The organism is Coxiella endosymbiont of Amblyomma americanum, from assembly GCF_000815025.1.
Lineage (GTDB): Bacteria > Pseudomonadota > Gammaproteobacteria > Coxiellales > Coxiellaceae > Coxiella.
Genome location: NZ_CP007541.1, coordinates 388,662 through 408,027, shown reverse-complemented (window position 1 = coordinate 408,027; position 19,366 = coordinate 388,662). Strand labels below are relative to the sequence as shown.

Sequence of the window (19,366 nt, the reverse complement as noted above, 5' to 3'; positions counted from 1 at the left end):
AATATGACGGAGATAGTAAACACAGTTGACAATTGGTTGTTAGTGAGGAAGAATTTTAAAGGAAGCACTTCCTTGGGCTTTGTGCCCACTATGGGTAGCCTGCATGCCGGACATAAAAGCTTACTTCAACTTTCAAAAAAAGAAAATAAATTGACAGTTCTGAGTTTATTTGTTAATCCTACCCAGTTCAATGATTGTAACGATTTTAAAAACTATCCCCGTTCGATAGATGAAGATATAATCCTAGCCACAAATTGTGGTGTTGATTATATTTTTATTCCTTCTTATACAGAACTTTATCCTGATGATTTTACTTATAAAATTACTTATATTGCTACATCGAAACACCAAGAAACATTATTTCGCGTCGGACACTTTGATGGAGTCTTGACGGTTATAATAAAATTATTACTTTTAATAAAACCTACGCGTAGTTACTTCGGTGAAAAAGACTATCAACAACTACAACTTATAAAAGGTTTAGTCAAGGCATTTTTTTTAGAAACTAAAATCGTAGAATGTGCTGTTATTCGTAATGAATTTGGTTTACCTTTAAGTTCTAGAAACAAACGTTTAACAAGAGAACAATTACAATTAGCAAAATACTTTTCTAAAGTTTTTCACTCACCAATGTCTTGTGATCAAATTAAAAAAGCATTAACCCAAAAAGGGATAGATGTTAATTATATTGAAGACTATAAAGGACGTAGATTTATAGCAGTGCAAATCGGTAGCACTCGATTAATCGATAATATCCCACTTTCAACAGAGAAATAGCGTTGTTTATTACGATTATAATCTTTGAGAATCGTTTTTTGGCGTTATATGCTTTTAATATTAAATTTGTTGACCCCTAACAATTAACGATGCGGGATACGAGTGAGGTTTTTCTTCTCACAATCATTAATTTTATTATGACGATACGTTTCTCTTTTTACGTAATATCAAAAGTACACTTTGTGGTAAATTAAGAAATTACAAATCCTAGAAAATAACAAAAAACGTCCATACAGTATAGTTCCATTTTTTTATAACTCTATAAGAGAAAAAGTAAGAATCATCTTTGTTTTTTTCTAGAAATATTAATGCTTATTTGCTGCTTGTTATTTTTTTAAAAGTTATTATTATTTCTAATTTCAGATATTTCTGGGCCGTTAGCTCAGTTGGTAGAGCATCGGACTTTTAATCCGTTGGTCATAGGTTCAAATCCTATACGGCCCACACGGGAATACAATGTATTATCGGCAGAAATGGACCGAAAATAAAAAGAAAAAGTTAGTATATAACAAAACTCAGAGAGAAAAGAAGAAAACGCAATACCCTCTCCTTACATGCAGAGGGAGAGGAATGGAAAATGTTTAACAGTGTCCAACAAATTATGGCATTTTCTTGTCATCAATAATTTGTTAAGAAAAAATACATATAAAGATACGAGAGCGGATGCAACTATTGAATCTTGGAAATTATTCAAGAAAACCGTACGATGTCAGTAATGACACTATTAATAGAAATCCTCCTATACAAATAGTACAATCGGCGATATTAAAGACAGCATAGTGCCAATGTTTAATATGAAAATCAATAAAATCAATTACATACCCAAATCGAATACGATCAAGAAAATTACCAAATGTTCCTCCAATAACTAATGCAATCCAGAAATCTCTCCATTTATTGGAATATTTTATTTGTCCTAACCATATTGTTATAAACAATGCACTGACTATTAACAAAATCAGAAAGAAAAAATACGGATGCCTTTTGCCTACAGTAAAAAAAAATCCAAAAGCAGTCCCAGTATTATAGCGCAACGTTAAATTCAACCAAGGAAGAATTTTAACAGGAATACCATATGTTAAAAAGTACACAGCTAAATACTTTGTTAGTTGATCTGCTATGACAACATAGACACTGGCACGTAACCAAACCGATGTTACCTTTTTTTCTCTAGCTCTTTTCACTACTTTAATTTTTCTCTATATTTTTTCAGAAATACTGATTTTAAGCAAACCAGCGTTCCTCTCCTTCTCCAAAAGCATTACTTACACAACGATTACATAAAGCAGGATACTGCTTAATTTGACCAACGCTTACTTGATGTTGCCAGCAGCGAGAGCATTTTTTAAATGGTGAAACACGAATTTCTAAAGCTAATCCAGAGAGATTCGTTTTTATGGCTACCTTAGGCTGACTATTAATAGGAAACACTGTGGCTCCAGAGGTAATAAAAACAAAACGCAGTTCATTTCCTAACTTTTTTAAAATTGGGTATAAATTTTTATCGGCGTATAAAAAAATCTCAGTGGATAGTGCTGAACCAATTTTATTCTGATTGCGATAGTTTTCCATGGCTTTATTAATCTCGTCACGAATTTGTAATAACACTTTCCACTCCTTGTCTTCCCTTGAACATAATGCAACCTCTGGAAAACCCAAAAACCATTGAGATAAAAAAACAGACACTTCGCGTTCTCCCGGTATACACTTCCACATTTCATCCATAGTAAAACTAACAATAGGAGCCCCCCAACGGACAAAAGCCTCTGTGATATAATACAGTGCAGTTTGTGCTGAACGACGAGGTAGTCCTGTTTTTTTCCCAGTATATAATCTATCTTTTAAAATATCCAAATAAAAACTACACATTTCCCTTGTACAAAAACTATGAATTAACTGGTAAATAATAGAAAACTTATATTGATTATAAGCGGATATGATTTTTTTCTGAAAACGTTGAGTCGTAGTGATAGCCCATCGATCTAACGCAATTAATTTTTCCGTCGCCACTATGTCCTTTTTAGGATTAAAATCATATAAATTTGATAATAAGAATCGCGCAGTATTCCGAATCTTGCGATAAGTGTCTGAGATACGTTCCAAGACTTCAGTAGATACATTGACTTCAGTGGTATAATCCATAGCAGCAACCCATAGACGTAGCACATCGGCACCTAATATTTTCACTATATCAAAAGGCAAAACAACATTTCCTAAAGATTTAGACATTTTGCGTTTCTTTTTATCAACTATAAAACCGCACGTTAATACTGTGTTATACGGTACCCTACCTTGCATTGCCAGAGCAGTTAATAAAGATGATTGAAACCAACCTCTGTGTTGATCTGAACCCTCTAAATAAAGTTCCGCAGGTACACGCAATTCTGATCGTGCTGCTAAAACACTAAAATGAGTTATTCCAGAGTCATACCATACGTCTAGCACATCCATCACTTTCTCATAACGCTCACTTTCTTTTCCTAGTAATGTTCCTTTTTCCAATGTAAACCAAGCATCAGAGCCTTCTTTTTCAATTATTTTAGCTATTTTTTCTATCAAGTAAGTAGTATTAGGATGTAATGCTCCCGATTTTTTATTTATAAACAGTGGAATTGGAATACCCCATAACCGTTGTCGTGAAATACACCAATCTGGACGATCAGAAAGCATTTTTTTGATACGATTTTGTCCCCAAGTAGGTATCCACTTTACTTTTGAAATTTCCGATAGCGCTTGCTTGCGCAATCCGTTTCTGTCCATACTGATAAACCATTGTGGAGTTGATCGGAAAATTAATGGAGTTTTATGGCGCCAACAATGAGGATAATGATGTTGTATTATTTTAGAGTGAAGTAAATACCTATTATCTGACAGTAAAATCGTAATAAACTTATTAGACTTAAAGACGGATCGACCGACAAATGCACTTTCGATGAAATAACCACGTGCGTCCACAAGATTATTAATTGGTAAGTTGTACTTTTCTGCGACTAAGTAATCTTCTAATCCGTGTGCAGGGGCTATATGTACATTCCCAGTTCCCACTGTATTAGTAACATATTCACTTAAAATAATTGGAACATTTCGATTAAGAAAAGGATGCTGTAGTATCACACCTTCTAATTTATTTCCCTTCAAACTACTATATATTATATAATTATTAATGCGATAGCGCTGCATAACACTATCAATCAGATCTTTGACTAGTATCCAATACACAACAATATGTTGATCATGTAACTCGCTTTTTACTAAAACATATAATAAATCAGGATGAACACTAACAGCCTCATTTGCTGGCAACGTCCAAGGTGTGGTTGTCCAAATTGGCACTATTATGCGTGCCTTTTTATTAATTTCATTAATGAGGAATCGGCGACTTATGTCTTTATGATCAATCGCACAAAAAGCTATATCAAGAGACAATGAGCGCTTGTCATAGTATTCTACTTCTGCTTCGGCTAACGCAGAACCACAAGCGATACACCAATGTACAGGTTTTTTTTTACGAATTAAATGCCCATTTTCCACTATTGTAGACAGTGAACGAACAGTATTAGCTTCATAAAGAAAATCCATGGTTAAATAAGGATTGTTCCAGTCTCCTAATACTCCTAACCGCTTAAAATCTTTTCTCTGTAATTCTATCTGTGAAGTTGCATAATCTCGACAAGCTCGACGAAATTGATTTACAGATAAACTTATTTTTCCTAGTTGCTTTTCAACATTGAGTTCAATTGGTAATCCATGGCAATCCCAACCAGGCACAAAAGGTGCATCAAATCCACTTAATGTTTTTGATTTTACAACGATATCTTTAAGTATTTTATTAAAGGCAGTTCCTAAATGAGCGCGGCCATTTGCGTAAGGAGGTCCATCATGCAGAATAAATTTTTTTTTTCCATGACACACTTCTCGGATTTTTTGATATAGATCCAATTTCTCCCAAAGAATAAGCATCTCTTGTTCTCTCTTTGGCAAATTAGCGCGCATAGGAAAATTGGTTTGCGGAAGATTTAAAGTATTTTTATAATTACACGTCGTCATTGATCATACCACACTTCACCGTTTCCACTGTTGTACCGTTTAAAAGCTTAGAACTAACCAAAAGAAGAAATCACTAAATAAAAACCGGATACACACAAGTAACTTAATTTTACACACTAACTGCAATTAACATGAATAACATATATATTTTCTAAATAAATTCATTTTTTAAAAACACTGTATATATCTATATTGTAGCTAATTTATCTTCTTTAAAACACTGCTGCCCCATCATTTGAGTATTTTTAAAATAATCTGCAATAATAATCTTCAGCGCTCGGTCTCCATGCCCATCTTAGCAAATAAAAATCATACTAAATCATGTCACTTATCGTGCATTAAAATTATAAATCAATATGTGTATTTCTAGCGAATATTGTTAGCATCGGTATTTTTTACTTAAAAAATACTTTGCCTTTAGTACATCTTGATGCATCTGCTTTACTAAAGCGTCTACTGATGAAAAATATTCTTCGGATCGCAATTTATATAAAAATTCGACTCGCAAGTAGTGACCATAAATATCACAAGAAAAATTAAAGAGATATGCTTCCAATAAAATGCGAGTACCGCCAAAAGTCGGACGTACTCCTACACTAGCTACTCCTTGAAAAGTTCTATTTTCTAAATATGCTCGAATTACAAAAATACCTGTTAATGGTACCCTTTCTCTACGTAAATCAATATTAGCCGTTGGAAAACCTAATACACGACCTCGTTTTTCACCAACAATCACTTTACCAAAAAGCCAATAAGGATGACCTAGTAAGTTCTGCGCTAAACCCAAGTTCCCTATTTCTAGCGCATGACGTATCCAAGTACTGCTAATTCTTTGATTTTTATATAAAACAGATGCCATTTCTATAACTCTAAAACAATAAAATTTTCCAAGTTTTCTAAGCAACTGAAAATTTCCTGTACGTTTAGCTCCAAACCGATAATCATCCCCTATGACAATAGCTCGTACTCCCAATTGATTTACTAAAATTTCTTTAACAAAATTCTCAGGGGGTAAATTTGCTAATATTTGATTAAAATGAAGACATATAAGAAAGTCAATGTTCCACAATTGAAATGCCGACCATTTTTCGCGAAAACGCATCAATCTTGGGCTTACGTTTTTTGAAAAAAATTCTCTCGGTTGCGGTTCAAAAATAATTACTGCTATGGGTAAATTTAACGCTCGTCCTAAAGATCTTAATTTCCTAAGTAGTGATTGATGCCCTAGGTGCATACCATCAAAATTTCCTAAAGTAACAACGCTATTATTTATATTTTTTATAAGGTAAGGGTATTTACCGCGTATTAGTTTTATCATGCTTTATCTATCATTATCGATGGCTTAAGATCAGAAAATCTTAAGCCCATAATCCACAATGTTCCCAAATAAGTAAAACTACCTAGCAGAATAACACCTAATAAATGAAAAACACGTTCTTCTATGGACCAAGTGAACCACTGCATAATGTTCTCCGAAAATTGAAAAATAATAAGACCCATCATAAAATTAGCCGTTAATAGTTGAAGAAAAAATTTCGCCCACTTTGCAGTTAATTTATAAATTGAACGTCGCCATAAGGAATATAAAAGAAATCCTGCATTAAAAGCCGAAGACAGAGAAGTAGATAAAGCAAGTCCTGCATGAGCAAGAGGATGAATGAGCAATATATTTAAAAAAAGATTGATTCCCATTGCTATTATCGCAATTTTTGCCGGTGTTTTTACATTCTGACGTGCGTAAAAAGCAGAAGCCAACACTTTAACAAACATAAACCATGGCAAACCTACTGAAAACGCCAGTAAGCTTTTCTGAGTCATCAGGACATCTCGTGCCGTAAAAGCCCCATGATAAATTAACGTTGTTAATACAGGACCTGATAAAATAAACAAAGCCACAGCGGCAGGAATACCAATTAATGATACCGTTCTCAACGCCCAATCCAGTGTAGCTGAATAAGAATTTGCAGATTGTAAATTGTAGCACCATGATAAACTAGGTAATACCACAGTCGATAACGCAACTCCAATAATACCGAGAGGTAAATATGTTAATCGATCGGAATAATACAACCATGAAATACTGCCAACTTCTAAAAAGGAAGCAAAAAAATTATCAACTAACAAGCTGATTTGTGCAACAGAAACACCAAGTAGTGTAGGCACCATTAGTTTTAAAACCCGTATTACACCAGGATCATACCACCGCCATTTAGGAATTGGGATAAATCCCAAACGATGGTATAAAAAGAACGATTGAACTGCCAATTGCAAGATTCCACCAACTAACACACTCCAAGCTAAGGCATGAATAGAAGTTGGAGATGGCACATAAAACCATACTGTTATGATCATAACAACGTTTAATAGCATCGGAGTGAAAGCTGATACAGCAAATCGATTAAAAGTGTTTAATACAGCTCCTGTAAAAGTAGTTAAAGTAATTAATAATAAATAAGGAGACGTTATGCGCAACATATGAATGGAACAATCCAATCGTATAGAATCATGTGTAAATCCTGGTGCAAATACCATAGTGATCCAAGAAGCAGTAAGCTCAATGAGTAAGACAATTAGTAAAACAACTGTACTTAAACTGCCGGTAATTGCATGGATAAATTGGTGCATTTCTTTGCGAAAAGAAAATGCTTGATATTCCGATAATATAGGCACAAAAGCTTGAGTAAAAGCTCCTTCACCGAACAATCTACGCATGCAATTAGGAATTTTAAAAGCAACGATAAAGGCGTCAAAATCAGGGCTAGCACCAAAAACCATAGCAAACATCACGTCACGTATGAATCCCAGTAAACGAGAAATAAAAGTCATGCTAGAAACAGTTAGTGTAGATTTAAACAATTTATAACTCATAAAAAAGCTTTTACTGACTAAAATATATTAGAATTTAATGATAAAAGATAATATAGATTTTTTCTATTGACATATGTTATATAGAACAGTACAATTTTACTGAGGTTAGATAAGCACTTCGAGGGTGGTGTGTGTGGCTAATTCCCTGCAAGCAATGAAGCGAGTCCGGCAAAATAAAAGGCGACAGTTGCGTAACGCAAGCAAGCGCTCCTCTGTGCGTACCATTATAAAAAAAACGTTACAAAGTCTACAACAGTTACAAAGTAAAGGTGAAGGTTTGTCAACAAGTTCATCGGCTATGCAAAGTATTTCCCAAAAAGCCTTTCAACTGCTTGACAGGGCTGCAAGAAAGCGAATTGTCCATGCTAATAGAGTAAATCGTTTAAAAGTCCTGCTTTCTGCTAAATCACGAATTATAAAAGGATTAAAAACTGGAATACCCGAAAATCGTAACTAAAAATCCTGAATCAGAAATGTCGTTTTTTACGTTCCATCGTATTTTTCCCATACAAGAATTTGCTCAATTCGTTACAAAGCTGCTGTGTCCCTTCCTTTTTTATAGCTGAAATTGTATAAACCGGGCCACGCCAGCTAAGTCGTTTAACAATTCTCTTGCATTGTTCTTCAATTGCTTTGTTAGAAAGCAAATCTATTTTATTAAATACTAACCATCGCGATTTTTCTAACAGTTTACAATTAAACCCCTTGAGTTCCTCTGTAATTACTCGTATAGATTGGATTACTAGATCAATGTCAGTTACTATGGGAGAGATATCGACGACGTGTAACAAAATATGCGTTCTCTCAATGTGTTTTAAAAACTGAGTACCAAGTCCTACTCCCGTACTAGATCCTTTAATAATACCTGGTATATCTGCGACAGTAAAACTATGATATTTTTCAACATGCGCCATTCCAAGATTAGGGTAAAGAGTAGTAAATGGATAGTCAGCAATTTTTGGAGTAGCTTTTGAAATCGAACGCAAAAAAGTAGACTTTCCTGCGTTTGGTAGTCCTAATAATCCCACATCAGCTAACAACCTCAATTCTAATTTTAGTGTACGTTTCTCGCCTTTTTTTCCAAAAGTTCTTTTTCGAGGAGCACGATTTATACTGCTTTTAAAATGGATATTCCCTAAACCATGCTTTCCCCCTCTCGCTACACAAAGCTTCTGATTATCCTTAATTAAACTACTCATTAACTCCTCTTTTCCTGTTCCTTTATAATACACACCTGTTCCTATAGGAACAGAGACCACTAAATCTGCTCCTCGTTTTCCACTGCAAACACTATTCATACCTGATTGACCATCTTGTGCTTTCAATATTCTTTGATAACAAAATCGCACTAATGTATTTACAGATTTATTTGCGATTAAATAAACGCTTCCACCATCACCACCATTACCACCGTCAGGCCCTCCTCTAGAAATAAACTTTTCTCGACGAAAACTTAAACATCCATCCCCTCCGTTTCCACCTTCTACTTGTATTAACACCTCATCTATAAATTTCATAACTTTTTGGAATAATCGTGTTTTCTTAAAATGATTAAATAAAATTAAACAAAACTTTCTTAGGAAACTAAACCACCTTATTGATGGGTATAACGACAATATAATTGCGACGTCTAATTTTATTAAAAGTGAATCTAATTTCTCCATCAATTAAGGCATATAGGGTATGGTCTCGACCTATACCAACATTTTTTCCTGGATGGTAATGTGTACCCCGTTGTCGGACAATAATATTACCAGAAACCACTTTTTCACCCCCAAACCGCTTTACACCTAACATTTTGGGGTTAGAATCACGACCATTTCGTGTACTACCGCCTGCTTTTTTATGAGCCACTAAATACTAACCTCTTTTTTATTGTTATTTTCCTTTTTATTTTTTTCTTCTTTATCATCAAGGATGATACCGACAACTTTTACGGCCGTAAAATGTTGTCGGTGTCCCATACGCTTCATGTGATGCTTACGACGCTTGAATTTTATAATATTAATTTTAGTCGCTCGACTTTTGTTAACAATTTCTGCTACTACTTTGGCGCCTCGTACTTTAGGTGATCCAATATGCAATTTATTATCTTGTTCAAAGAGCAGTACCTCATTAAACTCCACTAAACTGCCAATGTCTTGAGTTAATTTGTCTATCTTCAGTATTTGACCCTCAGTAACTCGATATTGCTTACCACCAGTCTTCATGATTGCATACATTGCACTAATTCTCCTATAGAAAAATACATTTTACGAAATCTTGCATTACCTAGCAAATGATTCAGAATACAGTAGATCTTGTTAATCTGGAGAAAATTTTTAGTGGTAAGATCCAGAATAGAAATTAATTTTATTTGTATGATTATTAAAGCACTTCTAGTGGCGTATATTTTTTCATATAATTATATACTTGTAACTGTTAAGAATAATACCTTTTGTAAGTTACGGGGTGTAGCTCAGACTGGTTAGAGCACTGCCTTCGGGAGGCAGGGGTCAGAGGTTCAAATCCTTTCATCCCGATTTTAGTTAAAATAGTGTAGTTTATTTCAAAAAATTGAATTTATATGTCTAGGCACACAACGATTAAGTAAATAATTGAATAAAATGTTAGCCTCGTTTCGTTGAAGCAAATCAATGGGAAAAAAAAGAAGTTCATCGCATATTAATAATTGAATCTTATTTTCTTAAACGGATGTTACATAAAAATCGATATTTAGCTTACTCAATAATTTTTAGCGAATTGAAAAAACAAGTTGATTTTCGAAAGAACCAATACTTGCTGCTAAATTTGCAGAAGAGAGTAAGATTACAATGGAAGTTGGTGGTTTATAAATTACTAAACCCCATGTTACTTTGAACGTAATTACAGAAAGAAAGGTTATTGCGTGTGGAGAGTCTACTTTATTGTTGCATTAAGTATTAAACCATCATGACTTTACGATAAGTGATTATATAATTATCAAATAACTACGCACTAATTTGCGATTGAATAAAGTAATACATTGAGTAAAAACTATTACTTTAGAAACATAAAATATATTAATTTAACGATAAATTAAATGAACTTACAACGGACAATTTATTAATGAAACAGAAAGATGGAATTCTTGAAAGAAACCGTCAAGTACAGTCATTAGATCATAATTTAGCAAGGATTATCAACACTTCTTTTAATGTACAAAAAAAGTATTCTGTGTTTTCTTTGAAAGAAATTGTCATAAAATCGTCATTATTACCTGTTATGATCATTTAATTAACGTCAGTATGAGGAATAAATGAGTATTAATCAAGATGAGCGATGGGTACTTGAATTAGATGAACAGAAACTTAATCGACTACATTGGAAGATGGTTGGTACTGCAGGAATGGGTTTTTTTACAGATGCTTATGATTTATTTGTTGTTGGAGTGGTTACTACATTGTTAATGCCTTTATGGCATCTCACTAACAGTCAAATTGCTTTGCTTAATGGAGCTTCCTTGGCTTCAGCGGCCTTTGGTGCTGTGGTTTTTGGTTGGTGTTCCGATGCATTTGGTCGAAAAACAATGTACGGTGTCGAAGTGTGTATTTTATTTATCGGTGCATTGCTTTCCGCTTTCTCACCTTCTTACATTTGGCTTTTAATCTCGCGTATTCTGGTAGGCATTGGTATCGGAGGTGATTATCCTACTAGTGCTGTAGTAGCTAGTGAGTATGCCAATCGAAAGAACCGAGGATTTTTAGTACTCCTTGTTTTTGCCATGCAAGCTGTTGGATTAATTGTCGGCCCCCTTTTTACCTCTTTTCTGATGATCTTACATGTGCCTTACTTGTATATCTGGCGCATATTATTGGCTTTTGGGGCACTTCCAGCAGCTTCTGTATTCTATTTACGAAGGAAAATAGCGGAAACTCCACGATTTTTGCTTAGTAAGCGATATCCCCTTGAAGTAAGTCGAGTTGTAAGTGTTTTAACAGGACATGAAGATAAAATTACAATTGCCGTTGATATACCAGAAAAATTATTTTCTTTAAAATGGCTAAAGTGCTTACTTGGTACAGGTGGCGCATGGTTTCTATTGGATGTAGTACTTTATGGTAATGGAATATCTTCTGTTCTCATTATGAATACTATCAATCCACATACATCTTTATTAGAACACACTTTATTATCGGTTCTTATTTTTTTGTGTTTCGCTGTTCCGGGGTATTTTTTCTCGGCCACTTACGTAGACAAGATAGGTCGGAAATGTCTACAAATAATAGGATTTTCGGTTATGGCTTTGTGCTATTTACTAATTGCGAGTATTCCAAGTATTCGAAGAATCTTGCCTTTATTTGTTGGGTTATTTGGTGTTAGTTTCTTTTTTATTAATTTTGGACCCAATGCGACTACATTTTTAATTCCATCAGAAATATATCCTACCCAAATACGCGCTAGAGCTCATGGTTTTTCAGCTGCTATCGGCAAGGTTGGCGCTTTTATTGGGGCTTTTTTTTTACCAATAATGTTAAAAAACATGGGATTACCAATTATCATGGTTTTTATGGCTATTGCCTCCTTACTAGGTATTTTAGTTACATGTTTAGTGCCTGAAATGAAAGAAATTTCTCTTCAAACTTAATTAAAAAATCTTTATAAAAACAATGTAAAATGGTGCATCGTCCTGATCTTGTATGAATGGTGTGATGTTAAAAACACAAGCAACTTTACATGAGAAAATGACCAATATATAATGCGAAAATGGAATTTTTTATTAATTATGGTTTATTTCTGGCTAAATTAATTAGCACATTAGCGATTATTTTAATTGCTCTCTTTGCGTTGCTTAATATGTTCGCACACGCAAAAGGAAAAGTTAAAGGTCAATTAGAAATTCAAAAGCTCAATGAAAAATACGCAGAATACAACCGTACTCTTTCCCGTGTCGTTAAAAACAAGCATGAATTCAAGTTACAACTAAAATCTCAAAAAAAAGACTACAAACAAAAGAAAAAATTGAAAGAACAATCTGTGAAACGCATTTTTGTTCTTAACTTTCATGGCGATGTGCATGCCTCTTCTGTAGAAGCGTTACGTACAGAAGTAACTGCTTTGCTAACCCTAGCTAATAACCAAGATGAAGTGTTTTTGCGTCTTGAAAGTGGTGGGGGAACAGTTCATCATTATGGATTGGCGACTTCTCAATTGCAGAGAATTAAAGCAGCTAATATAAAACTATTGGTATCTGTTGATAAAATAGCAGCGAGTGGTGGTTATTTAATGGCGAGTGTGGCGGATTGTATTATTGCAGCTCCTTTCGCTATTATAGGTTCCATTGGAGTATTGGCGCAATTACCTAATTTTCATCGATTTTTACAAAAAAAATCCATTGACTTCGAACAAATTGCAGCTGGTGAATACAAACGAACACTCACGCTTTTTGGGGAAAATACTGAACAAGGACGAGCGAAAATACGTCAGGAAGTTGAAGAAACACATGAAATATTCAAAAATTTCATTAAAGAACATCGTAAGTCAGTAGATATTGAGAAAATATCTACTGGAGAACATTGGTATGCTTCTCAAGCCTTCCATTTAAAACTAATTGACAAGTTGATCACAAGCGATGACTATCTATTTAATGCTAGCCGAACGTGTGATCTCTACGAAATCAACTATAGAACAAAATATTCGCTAGGAAAGCGCCTCGCTTATAGTTTTAGACAAGCTTGCTATCAAATTTGTAGTGGGACATTTATTAAATAATGGGTTAAATAATGGGTGTATAGATGCACGCACTCTTTATATATCTGCGTTTTTTCGAATCATATTATGTCTCACACAGAGATATGGTTTTTACTCTTCTTATCTTGCGTACACAGTGTGTAAAAATAGACGTCGTCTGTGTAAAAAGCAGTAGAAAAATTTAGGGGCAAACGTTGTAAATGTATAAAACATGCCAAAATAAATCAAATTATTATTTTCATAATAACACAACAACACCATATTGGACTCTAATTTTAGTAACTTTTTTTATAATAGGATTTTCTATTATCGAAGTAGTGAGTGGCTACACTGCTCATTCTTTGACCCTTTTAGGAGAAGCGAGCCACACAATTTTTGATGCTGTTTCATTGGGCATTACAATTTTAGCTTCCTGGATTAATTTACGTCCTCCATCACCTCGTCACAGTTATGGTTTTGGCCGGTTAGAAGTAATTGCAGCTTGGATTTCCAGTCTACTGATGTTTATTATTTCTTTAATTATCATTGTTCAAGCTATTAAGCGCTTTCACTACCATTCTTTATCTTCTGTTCAAGGTTTTCCTGTAATGGTTATTTCTACAGTGAGCATTCTCCTCAATCTTTTAATTTTTCAGATTTTGCTATCAAGTAATATAAAGTCATTAAATATTCGTGCTACTTTGTTGCATGTAATAAGTGATCTTTCTGGTGCGGTTATCACGTTTATTTCAGGTATTACCATTTTCTTTACCCATTGGACACCAATTGACCCTTTGCTTTCTATTTGTGTTAGCACTTTAATCATGATTTCTAGCATTCGGTTGTTGCAAAAATCTATGACAATTCTTATGGAAAGTGTACCTTGTCATTTAAGCGTTTATAAAGTATCGCAAACTATCAGTCGTTTTAAAGGTGTGAGTTCCGTGCATGATATTCATATTTGGACATTGTCCTCAGTAACAACAGCACTTTCTGCTCATATAAATATTAAAAATTTAACAGCTTGGGATGATCTTTTAATAGGTTTAAAGGCTATTTTGCAAAAGAAATACCGCATTAATCATATCACTTTGCAACCAGAAATAGATACAGAAGATTGTAATTCTTGTTACAAACTTTGAACTGTTCCTGAATATTCAATCTCGTATTAGTTTTATCTACTTCAGAATATTAAGAAACGTACGACATTACCGATGGGTAAAAATGTATACAGTATAGATGTTAATCTTAAATTAAAAATACGAATCCGCATTACCTAAGCTTTTCATAATAATTTCATAAGCATTTGGTGATAATTTTTTTGCGGTTTTTACAATCCGATTAAGTTCCGCTTTCATCAATTCCTGACGATTTTTATCCATCATTTCCCAATGCAGAAGTGGCTGTAATACTCGCACAGCTACTTGAGGATTTATTAGGTCAATTTTAAGAACACAATCGGCAATTAAACGGTACCCTGCCCCACTTTTGTTATGAAAACTAACAATATTCGTTCCAAAAGTCACTAATAGCGCATATACACTATTGGGATTTTTAACGTTGAAAACAGAACACTGCATTAATCCCTTCACATTTTCTATAGTAGATGACAATCGAGACGATGCCTGTAGCGCCATCCACTTATTAATTACTAAAGGCTGACCTTTCCACCGTTGGTAAAATGCATCCAATGCAAGATAGCGTTCTTCACATTCATGATTGATTAAAGCAGATAGAGCTCCCATAGTATCAGTCATATTGTTACTGTCTTTAAACTGTTGGTATGCTAATACGTATTGTTTTTCCCGTTCATTTTCAGTTAAATAGTCTAAACAACAATCTCTTAATGCTCGCTTCCCTGCACTAATCCAACTGTACGATGCACAAGGTGATCGACAACTCTTGTAGATTTCGGTTAATTCCGCTATTAAGGTAATCGCTAATTTTCTTCTTATAAATTGACGAACATTATATATATCCTCGATATTTATATGTTTCATAAATTGCATTAAATACGTTTCTGAAGGTAATAGCATTAGCATAGCTGCGTATCCGTAGTCTTTATGCGATTCTTGAATAATTTTCCGAAAACTGTCCATGAATCGATTATCTAATTTTAACGATTTCTTTTGTCGATAATCTTCAACTAGATTCAATATCAAACGTCTCACAAATATCTGTCCTGCTTCCCATCGGGAGAAAGAATTGTTATCGAATTGAAAAAGCCATAAAAGCTCTTCATCGCTATAAGGATAATTCAGACGTACTGGCGCTGAAAAATCCCGTAAGAACGATAATATTGGCTTTTTTTTCACATGAAGAAATTTAAATACCTCTTTGCATTTTTTTATTTCCAAAATGCGTGTGCCACGAATAACATTACTTTCTATTCCAGCCAACTGAGTTGGCATATCTTGCTGTTCTTCTGGATCCAAAAGGCCAAATGCTAGCGGAATATGCAATGTTTCTGACGATAATTTTGGCGCAGAGAGAGTATATTGTCTTACCTCTACAGTCAGTATTTCCTTATCTTCATCATATTCACTTTTTATATCAAGTACCTGGGTACCAACATGGTCGTACCATCGCGTAAATTGATTAAAATTTTTACCGGATGCTTCTTCCATGGCGTGAATAAAATCTTCAATGGTAATCGCTTTTCCATCATAACGACAAAAATATAGATTCATCGCTTTGTAAAAAAGCTCAGAACCTAATAAAGTTTTCATCATCCGAATAACTTCTGCACCTTTGTTATAAACTGTACTTGTATAGAAATTATTCACTTCAACATACGCATGCGGGCGAATAGCATGGGCGGTTGGGCTTGCGTCTTCTAAAAATTGTACATTACGCAAATAGTCTACGCTTTTAATACGAGCAACGTCTTTTGATGTCATATCCTCAGTAAAACTTTGATCCCTAAAAACAGTTAACCCTTCTTTTAAAGTAATTTGAAACCAATCTCTACATGTTATGCGATTACCTGACCAATTATGGAAGTATTCGTGTCCAACAACGTTTTCTATACGAATATAATCTTCATCGGTAGTTGTTTTTAAACTAGCTAAGATGTTTTTAATATTAAAAATATTAATTCCTTTGTTCTCCATGGCCCCCACATTAAAATCGCTTACTGCGACAATCATATAAATGTCAAGGTCATATTCACGTCCGAATCTTTTTTCATCCCACGCCATTGCTTGCTTTAAAGCTTGTAAAGCAAACCCCCCTTGATTTTTAAAACCTCTTTCTAAGAAAAGTCTTAAAGTTATCACTCTACCCGATCGAGTAACAAAAACATCTTCCAATACATCGAAATCTCCAGCTACTAAAGCAAATAAATAAGAGGGCTTTTTAAAAGGATCTTTCCAATGCACCCACTGTCGATTATTATTTATTATCCTTTTTTCAATCAAATTTCCATTCGATAGTAAGAAAGGATATCTGTCTTTATCGGCTGTAATTGTTGTAGTATAAATTGCTAATACATCAGGACGATCTAAAAAATAGGTGATTCGACGAAATCCATGTGGTTCGCATTGAGAACAAAAATTATTCTTTGATTTATACAAACCACTTAATTTAAAATTTTTCTGTGGTTTAATCGTTACTTCGCTTTCTAAAACAAACACCTCTGGGACATTGGAAATTGTCAATAAAGAATCGGTCAACTGATATTGGGTAGATGACAATGCTTGTCCGTTAAGAGCTATTCTTTTTAATGAAATTTCTTCGCCGTTTAACGTTAATGGAGCTAATGTATTTACTTCTGAGTTGCGTCGCAAATTTAAAATAGTTTTTACACTAGTCTCTTCTTCATAAAGATCTACGTGTATGTTTACAGCATCAGCTAAGAATTCGGGAGGACGATAATCTTCAAGGTATATAGCCTTCACTTTATTTCTACAACCCTCACATCTCTGACTTGTACTCTGACAAAAGTTAATAATGTGATTAAAAAAATCAAACGACGCGTCAATAGAGCGCTCTCAACGACTTCTGTACAATCGAATCTATATTTCATCTTTTGATCTTATCAGAGTTTGACGCCATAACGGGGAGTTTATTCTTTACACAAACTTAATATATACTATTACAATAGAATGAGCAATCTTTAAAGATTTTTTAAGAAATATTAAGGATCATGCAATTACCTCAAAAAGAATTGCTTTTTTATTAACTTCCTGCTTCTTTTAAAGTCATGACTACTGTGAAAGCGTTTTATTGTATGGCGATTCTATGAAGTATAAGTAAGAATGAAGATTTTGGTTATTTAGTTAAAATATAGTAATCATACTCTAGCTGAGTATCACATTATTACTAACATTGATATTGTCTACAAAATTTTTGCATTAAGAATTAATAAAATAATGAAAAATGCTGTTAATCAACGATTCATTAAGCGCGCATTGATTAGTGTTACAGAAAAAGTTCATATTGTTGATTTTGCAAGACAACTTCGGGAGCGCCACGTTGAGATAATAGCAACTGATGGAACCGCAAAACTATTAAAAAAACATCAGATTGCAGTTACTGATGTTTCTGCTTACACAGGATTTCCAGAAATTTTAGACGGTCGTGTAAAAACCTTACATCCAAAAATTTACGGTGGCCTTTTGTCTAGATCGGGGGTTGATGAAGACGTTCTTAAACAATATGCAATGGAATCTATAGATTTGCTTGTTGTCAATTTATACCAATTTATAAAAAATGTTTCTTCTCATCGTGCATTTGAAAAATCAATAGAACAAATTGACATAGGTGGACATAGTCTACTTCGAGCAGGTGTAAAAAATTTTAAATCTGTCACGGTTGTAGTCGATCCTAACGATTACTCGTTAGTTTTACAAGAAATGGATACACATTTCAATACAACCTCGTTATCTACTCGTAGAACGTTAGCAAAAAAAACTCTTGAATATCTTCTGAATTATGATTCGAAAATTTTATCTTCTTTACAAGCAGTTATCGTTTCTTCTTCTTTTCCTTCAAAACTTCCTATAACTGTTAAGAAAAAAAAGGACCTTTGTTACGGTGAAAATCCACATCAAATTGCAGCACTATATAGCACTGTTCCTCCGTTACCCAATAGCCTTACTTCGGCTCAACAACTGCATGGAAAACCGCTTTCGTTTAATAATTTATTGGACGGTGATTGTGCTTATCGTACGGTATGGGAAGCACAACAAGCGATGATTCCCACGTGTGCTATAGTTAAACACGCCACTCCTTGTGGCGTGGCTCAAGGAAAAAATCAATTAATAGCTTATGAAAAAGCTTATTCCACTGATCCTCTTTCTGCTTTTGGAGGAGTGATTGCATTTAACTCTACTGTAGAAATTGAAACCGCAAAAATTCTAAGAAAAAAATTTATTGAGGTAATTATTGCCCCAAGTTTTACCATTGACGCCCTTGAGATTCTTAAAAAAAAACCTAATTTGCGTTTATTAAAAGTTCACCCCTTTGATAAAGGAATGCTTGATTTTTCTTTTTCTTTCCATTCAATTATTGGGGGTTTGCTTGTGCAGAAAGAAGATACAGCTGCAATTAATTTCAGAAAATTTACCGTGGTCAGCCAACGCTACCCATCAAAAAAAGAATTACAGGATTTATATTTTGCGTGGAAAATTGTGAAACATGTAAAATCTAATGCAATAGTTTGTACAAAAAATACCGCCACTTTAGGAATTGGCAGTGGTCAATCTAGCCGAATTTTTGCTGTTAAAATTGCTATAATGAAAGCGCAAGAAGCTGGATTGTCTTTAGAAAATTCTGTAATGGCTTCCGATGCGTTTTTCCCATTCATCGATAGCGTTGAAATAGCAGAAAAAAACGGAATTAGTGCTATTATTCAGCCTGGTGGATCGATTCGAGATAAAGAGATTATTCAAACTACTGATAAGGCTAAAATTGCCATGGTTTTTACACATCAACGTCATTTTAGACATTAAAGATTAAACAATTAAACAGATTTCTATCATCG

General features: G+C 34.1%; 15 protein-coding genes and 2 tRNA genes. 9 read left to right on the top strand and 8 right to left on the bottom strand.

Annotated elements, in window-relative coordinates; translation table 11 throughout:
- The first annotated feature begins 3 nt into the window (after positions 1 to 3).
- The gene (gene panC / locus Z664_RS01930) at positions 4 to 777 is read left to right on the top strand and encodes a pantoate--beta-alanine ligase (RefSeq protein ID WP_039670003.1); all 774 of its coding nucleotides are present in this window, start codon (positions 4 to 6) and stop codon (positions 775 to 777) included.
- A 371-nt stretch (positions 778 to 1,148) separates the two neighbouring features.
- Positions 1,149 to 1,221, top strand: a tRNA-Lys gene (locus tag Z664_RS01925).
- A gap of 242 nt (positions 1,222 to 1,463) precedes the next feature.
- Here Z664_RS01925 and lspA read toward each other — a convergent pair.
- The 4 genes from lspA to murJ all read right to left on the bottom strand — a co-directional run bounded on the left by lspA (position 1,464) and on the right by murJ (position 7,692).
- Positions 1,464 to 1,961 carry a signal peptidase II gene (gene lspA / locus Z664_RS01920; protein WP_039670002.1) on the bottom strand — a complete coding sequence of 166 codons (498 nt, stop codon included), beginning with the start codon at positions 1,959 to 1,961 and terminating at the stop codon, positions 1,464 to 1,466.
- Positions 1,962 to 2,001: 40 nt separating this feature from the next.
- Complete coding sequence (gene ileS / locus Z664_RS01915) at positions 2,002 to 4,824, bottom strand: isoleucine--tRNA ligase (RefSeq protein WP_039670001.1); 2,823 nt, start codon at positions 4,822 to 4,824, stop codon at positions 2,002 to 2,004.
- Between the two features lie 379 nt (positions 4,825 to 5,203).
- Positions 5,204 to 6,142, bottom strand: coding sequence for a bifunctional riboflavin kinase/FAD synthetase (gene ribF, locus Z664_RS01910; RefSeq protein WP_039670000.1), 939 nt, complete (start codon positions 6,140 to 6,142; stop codon positions 5,204 to 5,206).
- Positions 6,139 to 7,692 carry a murein biosynthesis integral membrane protein MurJ gene (gene murJ / locus Z664_RS01905; protein WP_039669999.1) on the bottom strand — a complete coding sequence of 518 codons (1,554 nt, stop codon included), beginning with the start codon at positions 7,690 to 7,692 and terminating at the stop codon, positions 6,139 to 6,141. Before murJ ends, ribF begins: the two co-directional genes overlap by 4 nt.
- A gap of 133 nt (positions 7,693 to 7,825) precedes the next feature.
- Between murJ and rpsT the strand changes: the two genes are divergently transcribed.
- Positions 7,826 to 8,149 carry a 30S ribosomal protein S20 gene (rpsT, locus tag Z664_RS01900; RefSeq protein ID WP_039669998.1) on the top strand — a complete coding sequence of 108 codons (324 nt, stop codon included), beginning with the start codon at positions 7,826 to 7,828 and terminating at the stop codon, positions 8,147 to 8,149.
- Positions 8,150 to 8,159: 10 nt separating this feature from the next.
- Here the strand turns inward: rpsT and cgtA are convergent, their stop codons facing one another.
- The 3 genes from cgtA to rplU form a co-directional block, all read right to left on the bottom strand.
- Positions 8,160 to 9,209, bottom strand: a complete 1,050-nt coding sequence (gene cgtA, locus Z664_RS01895; RefSeq protein WP_039669997.1) for an Obg family GTPase CgtA — start codon at positions 9,207 to 9,209, stop codon at positions 8,160 to 8,162.
- Positions 9,210 to 9,276: 67 nt separating this feature from the next.
- Positions 9,277 to 9,546 carry a 50S ribosomal protein L27 gene (gene rpmA / locus Z664_RS01890; protein ID WP_039669996.1) on the bottom strand — a complete coding sequence of 90 codons (270 nt, stop codon included), beginning with the start codon at positions 9,544 to 9,546 and terminating at the stop codon, positions 9,277 to 9,279.
- A complete protein-coding gene (gene rplU / locus Z664_RS01885) occupies positions 9,546 to 9,914 on the bottom strand; it encodes a 50S ribosomal protein L21 (RefSeq protein ID WP_039669995.1) in 369 nt (122 codons plus the stop codon). The genes rpmA and rplU overlap by 1 nt, the downstream gene beginning before the upstream one ends.
- 225 nt (positions 9,915 to 10,139) lie before the next feature.
- Here rplU and Z664_RS01880 point away from each other — a divergent pair.
- From Z664_RS01880 to Z664_RS01865, 5 genes are all read left to right on the top strand, one after another.
- Positions 10,140 to 10,214, top strand: a tRNA-Pro gene (locus Z664_RS01880).
- 565 nt (positions 10,215 to 10,779) lie between these two features.
- The gene (locus Z664_RS03095; RefSeq protein ID WP_156962723.1) at positions 10,780 to 10,947 is read left to right on the top strand and encodes a hypothetical protein; all 168 of its coding nucleotides are present in this window, start codon (positions 10,780 to 10,782) and stop codon (positions 10,945 to 10,947) included.
- Between the two features lie 22 nt (positions 10,948 to 10,969).
- Complete coding sequence (locus Z664_RS01875; protein ID WP_039669994.1) at positions 10,970 to 12,298, top strand: MFS transporter; 1,329 nt, start codon at positions 10,970 to 10,972, stop codon at positions 12,296 to 12,298.
- Between the two features lie 119 nt (positions 12,299 to 12,417).
- The gene (gene sohB / locus Z664_RS01870; protein WP_039669993.1) at positions 12,418 to 13,422 is read left to right on the top strand and encodes a protease SohB; all 1,005 of its coding nucleotides are present in this window, start codon (positions 12,418 to 12,420) and stop codon (positions 13,420 to 13,422) included.
- Between the two features lie 179 nt (positions 13,423 to 13,601).
- A complete protein-coding gene (locus tag Z664_RS01865; protein WP_039669992.1) occupies positions 13,602 to 14,522 on the top strand; it encodes a cation diffusion facilitator family transporter in 921 nt (306 codons plus the stop codon).
- Positions 14,523 to 14,633: 111 nt separating this feature from the next.
- Here the strand turns inward: Z664_RS01865 and pepN are convergent, their stop codons facing one another.
- A complete protein-coding gene (gene pepN / locus Z664_RS01860; RefSeq protein WP_039669991.1) occupies positions 14,634 to 17,279 on the bottom strand; it encodes an aminopeptidase N in 2,646 nt (881 codons plus the stop codon).
- A gap of 474 nt (positions 17,280 to 17,753) precedes the next feature.
- Between pepN and purH the strand changes: the two genes are divergently transcribed.
- Entirely contained in the window at positions 17,754 to 19,334 is a 1,581-nt protein-coding gene (purH, locus tag Z664_RS01855) for a bifunctional phosphoribosylaminoimidazolecarboxamide formyltransferase/IMP cyclohydrolase (protein WP_039669990.1), read from the top strand.
- Positions 19,335 to 19,366: the final 32 nt, after the last annotated feature.

What these genes read in the sequence shown, in the direction of transcription:
- Z664_RS01875 (WP_039669994.1), top strand. Translation starts at nt 10,970, where the DNA reads ATGAGTATTAATCAAGATGAGCGATGGGTACTTGAATTAGATGAACAG.
- purH (WP_039669990.1), top strand. Translation starts at nt 17,754, where the DNA reads ATGAAAAATGCTGTTAATCAACGATTCATTAAGCGCGCATTGATTAGT.
- panC (WP_039670003.1), top strand. Translation starts at nt 4, where the DNA reads ATGACGGAGATAGTAAACACAGTTGACAATTGGTTGTTAGTGAGGAAG.
- sohB (WP_039669993.1), top strand. Translation starts at nt 12,418, where the DNA reads ATGGAATTTTTTATTAATTATGGTTTATTTCTGGCTAAATTAATTAGC.
- Z664_RS03095 (WP_156962723.1), top strand. Translation starts at nt 10,780, where the DNA reads ATGAAACAGAAAGATGGAATTCTTGAAAGAAACCGTCAAGTACAGTCA.
- rplU (WP_039669995.1), bottom strand. Translation starts at nt 9,914, where the DNA reads ATGTATGCAATCATGAAGACTGGTGGTAAGCAATATCGAGTTACTGAG.
- ileS (WP_039670001.1), bottom strand. Translation starts at nt 4,824, where the DNA reads ATGACGACGTGTAATTATAAAAATACTTTAAATCTTCCGCAAACCAAT.
- murJ (WP_039669999.1), bottom strand. Translation starts at nt 7,692, where the DNA reads ATGAGTTATAAATTGTTTAAATCTACACTAACTGTTTCTAGCATGACT.
- ribF (WP_039670000.1), bottom strand. Translation starts at nt 6,142, where the DNA reads ATGATAAAACTAATACGCGGTAAATACCCTTACCTTATAAAAAATATA.
- cgtA (WP_039669997.1), bottom strand. Translation starts at nt 9,209, where the DNA reads ATGAAATTTATAGATGAGGTGTTAATACAAGTAGAAGGTGGAAACGGA.
- Z664_RS01865 (WP_039669992.1), top strand. Translation starts at nt 13,602, where the DNA reads ATGTATAAAACATGCCAAAATAAATCAAATTATTATTTTCATAATAAC.